Annotated in this window: 5 protein-coding genes; all 5 read right to left on the bottom strand. The window is 71.6% G+C overall.

Annotated elements, in window-relative coordinates:
* Positions 1–216 precede the first annotated feature (216 nt).
* Positions 217–2,925 (bottom strand): pyruvate, phosphate dikinase, encoded by a 2,709-nt coding sequence (gene ppdK, locus ACH4J0_RS03900; RefSeq protein ID WP_396236082.1) that lies wholly within the window; start codon positions 2,923–2,925, stop codon positions 217–219.
* 564 nt (positions 2,926–3,489) lie between these two features.
* Positions 3,490–4,683 (bottom strand): tRNA dihydrouridine synthase DusB, encoded by a 1,194-nt coding sequence (gene dusB, locus ACH4J0_RS03895; RefSeq protein WP_396236081.1) that lies wholly within the window; start codon positions 4,681–4,683, stop codon positions 3,490–3,492.
* Positions 4,684–4,766: 83 nt separating this feature from the next.
* On the bottom strand, positions 4,767–5,543 hold the full coding sequence (locus ACH4J0_RS03890; RefSeq protein WP_396236080.1) for a DUF4097 family beta strand repeat-containing protein: 777 nt from the start codon (positions 5,541–5,543) through the stop codon (positions 4,767–4,769).
* A 2-nt stretch (positions 5,544–5,545) separates the two neighbouring features.
* Positions 5,546–6,190, bottom strand: coding sequence for a response regulator (locus ACH4J0_RS03885; RefSeq protein ID WP_396236079.1), 645 nt, complete (start codon positions 6,188–6,190; stop codon positions 5,546–5,548).
* On the bottom strand, positions 6,178–7,296 hold the full coding sequence (locus ACH4J0_RS03880) for a histidine kinase (RefSeq protein WP_396236078.1): 1,119 nt from the start codon (positions 7,294–7,296) through the stop codon (positions 6,178–6,180). Before ACH4J0_RS03880 ends, ACH4J0_RS03885 begins: the two co-directional genes overlap by 13 nt.
* Positions 7,297–7,481: the final 185 nt, after the last annotated feature.

Genomic DNA, 7,481 nt, shown 5'->3' with positions numbered 1-7,481 from the left:
CCCGGCCGCGCCGGCCCCCGCCCCCCGCCGCGCGTCCCCCCCCCCCCCCCCCCCCCCCCCCCCGGCCCGGCGGGGGGGGACCCCCCGCGGGGGCCCCCCCCCCCCCGGCCGTGTCACGTACGCCGGTTCTCCTGCGCCGAGCTCCGGTGTACGCCCTCCCGACGGGAGGGGAAGCGGTCAGTCGTACCCGCGCGTGAGTAGGGGATGCCTACCCTCTCAGCGCGAGTCGCTGCCCGCCGACTCGATGGCGGCGCGGCCTGCCTCCAGGCGCGCCACCGGGATGCGGAAGGGGGAGCAGGAGACGTAGTCCAGCCCCACCTCGTGGAAGAAGTGGACCGAGTCCGGGTCGCCGCCGTGCTCGCCGCAGACGCCGAGCTTGAGGTCGGGGCGGGTGGCCCGGCCGGCCTCGACGGCGTGCTTGACGAGCGAGCCGACGCCGTCGCGGTCGATGGTCTCGAACGGGGAGACCCCGAAGATGCCCTTCTCCAGGTAGGCGGTGAAGAACGAGGCCTCCACGTCGTCCCGGGAGAAGCCCCAGACCGTCTGGGTCAGGTCGTTGGTGCCGAAGGAGAAGAACTCGGCGGCCTCGGCGATCTGACCGGCGGTCACCGCGGCGCGCGGCAGCTCGATCATGGTGCCGAGCTTGATGTCCAGCTTGACGCCGGTGGACCGGGCGACCTCGGCGAGCACCCGCTCGCACTCGTCGCGGACCAGCTCCAGCTCCTGGACGGTGCCGACCAGCGGGATCATCACCTCGGGGCGCGGGTCCCCGCCGGCCAGCTTGCGCTCGGCGGCGGCCTCGGCGATGGCCCGGACCTGCATGCCGAACAGGCCGGGGATGACCAGGCCGAGACGCACGCCGCGCAGGCCCAGCATCGGGTTCTGCTCGTGCAGCTTGTGCACCGCCTGGAGCAGGCGCAGGTCGTTCTCGTTCGGGTCCTTGCGGGCCTCGGCGAGGGCGACGCGCACCGACAGCTCGGTGATGTCGGGCAGGAACTCGTGCAGCGGCGGGTCGAGCAGGCGGACGGTGACGGGCAGGCCGTCCATCGCCTGGAAGAGCTCCAGGAAGTCGCCCTTCTGCAGCGGCAGCAGGGTGGAGAGGGCGAGCTCGCGGTCCTTGTCGTTGTCCGCGAGGATCAGGTGCTCGACCTCCTTGCGGCGCTCCTCACCGAGGAACATGTGCTCGGTGCGGCACAGGCCGATGCCCTGGGCGCCGTAGCGGCGGGCGCGCGAGCCGTCCTCGGCGTTGTCGGCGTTGGCGCGCACCGCGAGGCGGCGGCGGCCGTCGGCGTGCGACATCAGCCGGTGGACGGCCTGGACCAGCCCGCCCTGGACGTCGGCGCCGGCGTGCAGGGTGCCCTCGAAGTACTCGACCACGGGGGACGGCAGGACGGGCACCTCGCCGAGGTAGACCTTGCCGCTGGCGCCGTCGATCGAGACGATGTCGCCCTCGTGGACCACCAGGCCGTCGGCGGTGGTGAACTTGCGGCCCTTGGTGTCGACCTCCAGCTCCTCCGCGCCGCAGACACAGGTCTTGCCCATGCCGCGGGCGACGACGGCGGCGTGCGAGGTCTTGCCGCCGCGCGAGGTGAGGATGCCCTCGGCGGCGATCATGCCGTCCAGGTCGTCCGGGTTGGTCTCGCGGCGGACCAGGATGACCTTCTCGCCGGAGCGGGACCACTTGACGGCGGTGTAGGAGTCGAAGACGACCTTGCCGATCGCGGCGCCGGGCGAGGCGGCCAGGCCCCAGCCGATCTGCTTGGACTCGGCGGTCGGGGCGAAGCGCGGGAACATCAGCTGCGCCAGCTGGCCGCCGGTGACGCGCATCAGGGCCTCGTCCAGGTCGATCAGGCCCTGGTCGACCAGCTGGACGGCGATCCGGAAGGCGGCCGCGGCGGTGCGCTTGCCCACGCGGGTCTGCAGCATCCAGAGCTTGCCGCGCTCGATGGTGAACTCGATGTCGCAGAGGTCGCGGTAGTGGTTCTCGAGCGTCTCCATGATCGCCATCAGCTCGTCGTACGACTTCTTGTCGAGCTTCTCCAGCTCGGACAGCTGCAGCGTGTTGCGGATGCCGGCGACGACGTCCTCGCCCTGGGCGTTGGACAGGTAGTCGCCGTAGACGCCCTGGGTGCCGGTGGAGGGGTCGCGGGTGAAGGCGACGCCGGTGCCCGAGTCCTCGCCGAGGTTGCCGAAGACCATGGTGCAGACGTTGACCGCGGTGCCCAGGTCGTTCGGGATGCGCTCCTGGCGGCGGTACAGCCGGGCGCGGTCGCCGTTCCAGGAGTGGAAGACGGCGTGGATGGCGAGGTCCATCTGCTCGCGCGGGTCCTGCGGGAAGGCCCGGCCGGTCTCGCGCTCGACGATGCCCTTGAACACCTCGACCAGTTCCCGGAGGTCGGAAGCGTCCAGGTCCAGGTCGTTGGCGGTGCCCTTGGCGTGCTTGGCCCCGTCGAGGGCCTCCTCGAACAGCTCGCCGTCGACGCCCAGCACGGTCTTGCCGAACATCTGGACCAGGCGGCGGTAGGAGTCCCAGGCGAAGCGCTCGTTGCCGGACTGGGCGGCGAGGCCGGCCACCGAGACGTCGGAGAGGCCGATGTTGAGGACGGTGTCCATCATGCCGGGCATCGAGAACTTGGCGCCGGAGCGGACGGAGACCAGGAGCGGGTTGTCGGCCTGGCCGAGCTTCTTGCCCATCTGCTGCTCGAGGGCGTCCAGGTGGGCGCTGATCTCCTCGTGCAGCGAGGTCGGCTCGCTACCCGTCTCCAGGAAGACCTTGCAGGCCTCGGTGGTGATGGTGAACCCGGGAGGCACGGGGAGCCCCAGGTTGGTCATCTCGGCCAGGTTCGCGCCCTTGCCGCCAAGAAGATCCTTGAGGTCCTTGTTTCCTTCGGTGAAGGAGTAAACAAACTTCTGCTGGGACGGCACGGGTCGGTCTCCTCGTACGCGGTTGCCCTGACGCCGGAGAACATACCCATTTCGAAGGCACTTCTCTGCCCTGAATAGGCCACACGAGGCCGGTACCGAGGGGTAACCCGCTAGATCGAAAGCACATAAAGGCGTTCACCTCTGTTGGTGAAATCGTCCCCCTGACGCGAGGCTGTGTTCAACTCTTGAAGGCGAGGAAACGGGAAGATCGCCCGATCCGGACACTGGGTAGCGGTCGTGGGTCGCCCGCGTTGCCCCGGCTTGATTTCCTGCAACCGGATCGGCCGATCCGCCGCGAACCGGCTTCGGGAAGCGATTCACGCTCCACCTGTCCATTTCGTCCACTGACCGACCGTCAGTCACGTGCGCATGTGGCAAGCGTCACCAGCCCGTCTCGCGGCTCGAACGCGGAACGCCTGCGCCAATCGTCGCACCGTGTCCGGAAACATGCTCGCTGGGTGACGGCCGAGCGCCAAAAAGGAGCCCTCCTGTCCAGAATGGACAAGAGGGCAAGGGTCGAGTGACCCGCGGCCCGAAGGGGCCGTTTTCGCCGGATCGGCTAGATCACCCGCCGGAGGTGTCCGATTCGGCATCCTCGCCCGGCCGGGCGCAGTCGTACGGATCGTCCAACCACCCCTCGGGCAGGACCACCCGGCCGTTGCCGCTGGTGCGCCCGCGCGGGCCGTCCGCGCCGATCGGCCAGGTCTGGGTCTGCTCCACCTGGGCGAGGGTTTCCGCCAGTTCGGTCAGCGAGGAGGCGTTCGCCAGCTTCACCCGCAGCTCGGAGCCGACCGAGAAGCCCTTGGTGTACCAGGCGACGTGCTTGCGGAAGTCGATCACGCCGCGCGCCTCGTCCCCCAGCCACTCACCGAGCAGCTGGGCGTGGCGCACCATCGCCCGGGCGACGTAGCCGAAGTCGGGACGGGCGTAGTCGACGTCTCCCTCGAAGATCGACACCAGGTCCTTGAACAGCCACGGCCGGCCCAGGCAGCCGCGGCCCACCACGACGCCGTCGCAGCCGGTCCCGCGCATCATCCGCAGCGCGTCGTCCGCCGACCAGATGTCCCCGTTGCCCAGCACCGGCACGTGCGCCGGGACGGCCTCGCGCAGCCGGGCGATCGCCGACCAGTCGGCCGTCCCGCCGTAGTGCTGGGCGGCGGTCCGGCCGTGCAGGGCGATCGCGGCCACACCCTCCTCGGCGCCGATCCGGCCGGCGTCCAGGTAGGTGAGGTGGTCGTCGTCGATGCCCTTGCGCATCTTCATGGTCACCGGCAGATCGCCGGCGTTGGCGACGGCCTCGCGCAGGATCTCGCGCAGCAGGTTGCGCTTGTACGGCAGCGCCGAGCCGCCGCCCTTGCGGGTCACCTTGGGGACGGGGCAGCCGAAGTTGAGGTCGATGTGGTCGGCCAGGCCCTCGTCCGCGATCATCCGGGCCGCCTTGCCGACGGTCACCGGGTCCACCCCGTACAGCTGGATCGAGCGCGGCTTCTCACTCGGGTCGAACTTGATCAGCTGCATGGTCTTGGCGTTGCGCTCGACCAGTGCCCGGGTGGTGATCATCTCCGAGACGTACAAGCCCCTGCCGCCGCTCTGCTCACGGCACAGGGTGCGGAACGGGGCGTTGGTGATGCCGGCCATCGGCGCCAGCACGACGGGCGGCCACACCCGGATCGGGCCGATGTCCAGCGGCGCGAACTCGGTCGCGGGCGCGGGCGCGCTCTCGGTCGCGGGCGCGGTGGGTGCGGGTGTGGCTGTCATGCGCGGCTGACCTCGGATAGGGGGACGGGACTCTCCATTGTCCCCCACCCGGGTGAGCGGCCACCGCCCCGGCCGCCGCGGTGCTAGGAGGAGGGGCCGATCATGATCGAGCCCGAGTCGACCTCGGCGTGGACGGTGTCCGGGCTGGTCGAGTCCGCCAGCACCGGGTCGATCCCGCCGCTGCCGCTGCCCACGCTGCTGGAGAAGGCGTAGCGGCTGCCCTTCGGCAGGGTCAGGTTCACCGAGCCGGAGGTCGCCCTGACGTCCACGGCGTGCGGGGGACGGGCGAAGGACAGCTCCACCGAGCCCGAGGTGGTCCGCGCGGTCACCCGCGGCGCGCTCAGGTTGGTGCCCTGCACCTGGCCGGAGGTGGCCTGCGCCCACACCTCGCCGGAGGTGTCCGTCAGCGTCAGCTGGCCGGAGGTCAGCTCCATCCGCACGCTGCCGCTCAGGCCCTCCACGTCCACCGAGCCGGAGCCCACCGACCCGGTCACCTCGGTCGCGGCCGGCACCTCCAGCTCGATCTCGGCACCGCAGCCGAGATCCGCGAACGGCTGCACCTGCCGGCAGTGCATCCCGACGGTCATGACGCCGTCGTCGTCGAAGGTGGTCGACACCACGGGCTTGCGCACCGTCCAGTCCAGCCGCTGGCGGACCACCACGTGCCTCTCCCGGCCCGCCCGCAGCCGGACCGAGGCGCTGCCGGTCTCCAGCCTGACCCGGTGGACCACCACGTCGTACGGCTTGGTCGAGGTGGTCTGCTGCTGCACCACCAGTGACCAGGTCTGCACCCCCGCGACGAGCATTACCAGGACGACCGCGAGCGTCCCGGTGACCCGCCAGGCCTTCGCCCCGTCCACGGCTACCCGACCTCCAGGAACCGCAGCACGGCCATCACCCGCCGGTGGCTGTCGTCGGCCGGGGGGAGGTCCAGCTTGGTGAAGATCGAGTTGATGTGCTTGGCCACCGCGCTGTCGCTGACCACCAGGGCGGCCGCGATGGCCGCGTTGGAACGGCCCTCCGCCATCAGCGCCAGCACGTCCCGCTCGCGCGGGGTCAGCTTCTCCAGCGGATCCCGGTGGCGGCGCACCAGCAACTGGGCCACCACCTCCGGGTCCAGCGCGGTGCCGCCCTCGGCGACCCGCTGCAGCGCGTCCACGAAGTCGTCCACGTTGGCCACCCGCTGCTTGAGCAGGTAACCGACGCCGCTGGTGTTGGTCGCCAGCAGGTCCGCGGCGTAGCGCTCCTCCACGTACTGGGAGAGCAGCAGCACGGCGACCTCCGGCCACTGCCGGCGGATCACCATCGCCGCCTTGACGCCCTCGTCCGAGAAACCCGGGGGCATCCGTACGTCCGCGACCACCACCCCCGGGCGGTGCTCCTCGACGGCGGCCAGCAGTTCCTCGGCGTCCCCGACGGCGGCCACCACCTCGTATCCCACCGCCTCCAGGACCTTGACCAGGCCGACCCTCAGCAGGACCGAGTCCTCGGCGATCACAGCACGCACGGCAACTCCACGGTGATGGTGGTGGGGCCCCCGAGGGGGCTGAGAACGGACAGCGTGCCGTCGACCGAGGCCGCGCGCTTGCGCAGACCGGTGAGCCCGGTGCCGCGCGAGGGGTCCACGCCGCCCACGCCGTCGTCGCTGATGATCAGGCGCAGCCGGTCGCCGGTGGTCCGCACCGACACGTCGACCTGCTTGGCCCGGGCGTGCTTGGCCACGTTGGTGAGCGCCTCGGAGACGGTGAAGTAGGCGACCGCCTCGACCGTCGGCGCGATCTGCCCGGACAGCTCGACGTCCAGGCGCACCGGCAGCGGGGCGCGGGCGGCGATACCGGACAGCGCCGCGTCCAGGCCGCGGTCCTCCAGGACGGCCGGGTGCAGGCCGCGGACCAGGTCGCGCAGCTCGTCGATGGCGGCCTGCGCCTCCTCGTGCGCCTCCACGATCACCTGCATCACCTCGGGCGGAACGTCCTTGAGGGTGCGCCGGGCCAGGCCCAGGTTCATCGCGAGGGAGGTCAGGCGCTGCTGGGCGCCGTCGTGCAGGTCGCGCTCGATCCGGCGGCGCTCGGCGTCCACCGCGTCGACCAGGCCGGCCCGGCTCTCGGCGATCTCCTCGACCCGCTGCTCCAGCTGCTCCGCCCGGTTGGGGCCGAGCAGCTGCTGCGCCGCCCGCACCTCCAGCCAGGCCGACAGCCCCGCCAGCCAGGGGGCCGCGACCGCCAGCCCCAGGCCGCCGGCGGTGAGCCCGAGCATCACGGGCCACTCCCCGCGCAGCCCGCTGGTGGAAGGCATCAACCAGCTCCAGCCCCACACCGTGGTCAGCACCAGGGCCGCGCCCCAGAGGTACACCGTCACCAGTGCGCCGAGCGCCAGCACCGGGCCCACCGCCAGGTGGTAGACGGCCTGCCGCCAGGTCAGGACCAGGCGCAGCCGGGCCAGCAGCCGGCTCGGGGACTCCCCGGGGCGCGGCGGCGGCACCTCCACCCCGTACAGGGAGCGCAGCCGGCCGCGCTGGGCGGTGGTCAGCGGGCGGGTGCAGGTCAGCACCACGGCGAGGACCGGGAACAGCAGCCTGGACTCGGTGACGGCCAGCCAGACCGGCACGGCCATGGGTATTCCGGCGGCTACGAAACGGGTGTCCCGCCAGGCCCCGGCCGACCACGGTGGCCGCCGGAGGCTCCTGACGAGCGCTCGGCGCAACGTGGTGGAGGGCATGCCGGACAGCGTAGGGCCCGGTGATCAACGTCCACCATGAAGGGGGGTGCCCGGTGGGGGTGTAGCTGGATACACCCCCG

The organism is Kitasatospora sp. NPDC017646, from assembly GCF_044329365.1.
In the GTDB taxonomy this organism is placed as follows: Bacteria; Actinomycetota; Actinomycetes; order Streptomycetales; family Streptomycetaceae; genus Kitasatospora.
This window is presented reverse-complemented; position numbering and strand designations above follow the sequence as displayed.

Coding starts and splice junctions, on each gene's coding strand:
- dusB (WP_396236081.1), bottom strand. CDS start 4,683: ATGACAGCCACACCCGCACCCACCGCGCCCGCGACCGAGAGCGCGCCC.
- ACH4J0_RS03880 (WP_396236078.1), bottom strand. CDS start 7,296: ATGGCCGTGCCGGTCTGGCTGGCCGTCACCGAGTCCAGGCTGCTGTTC.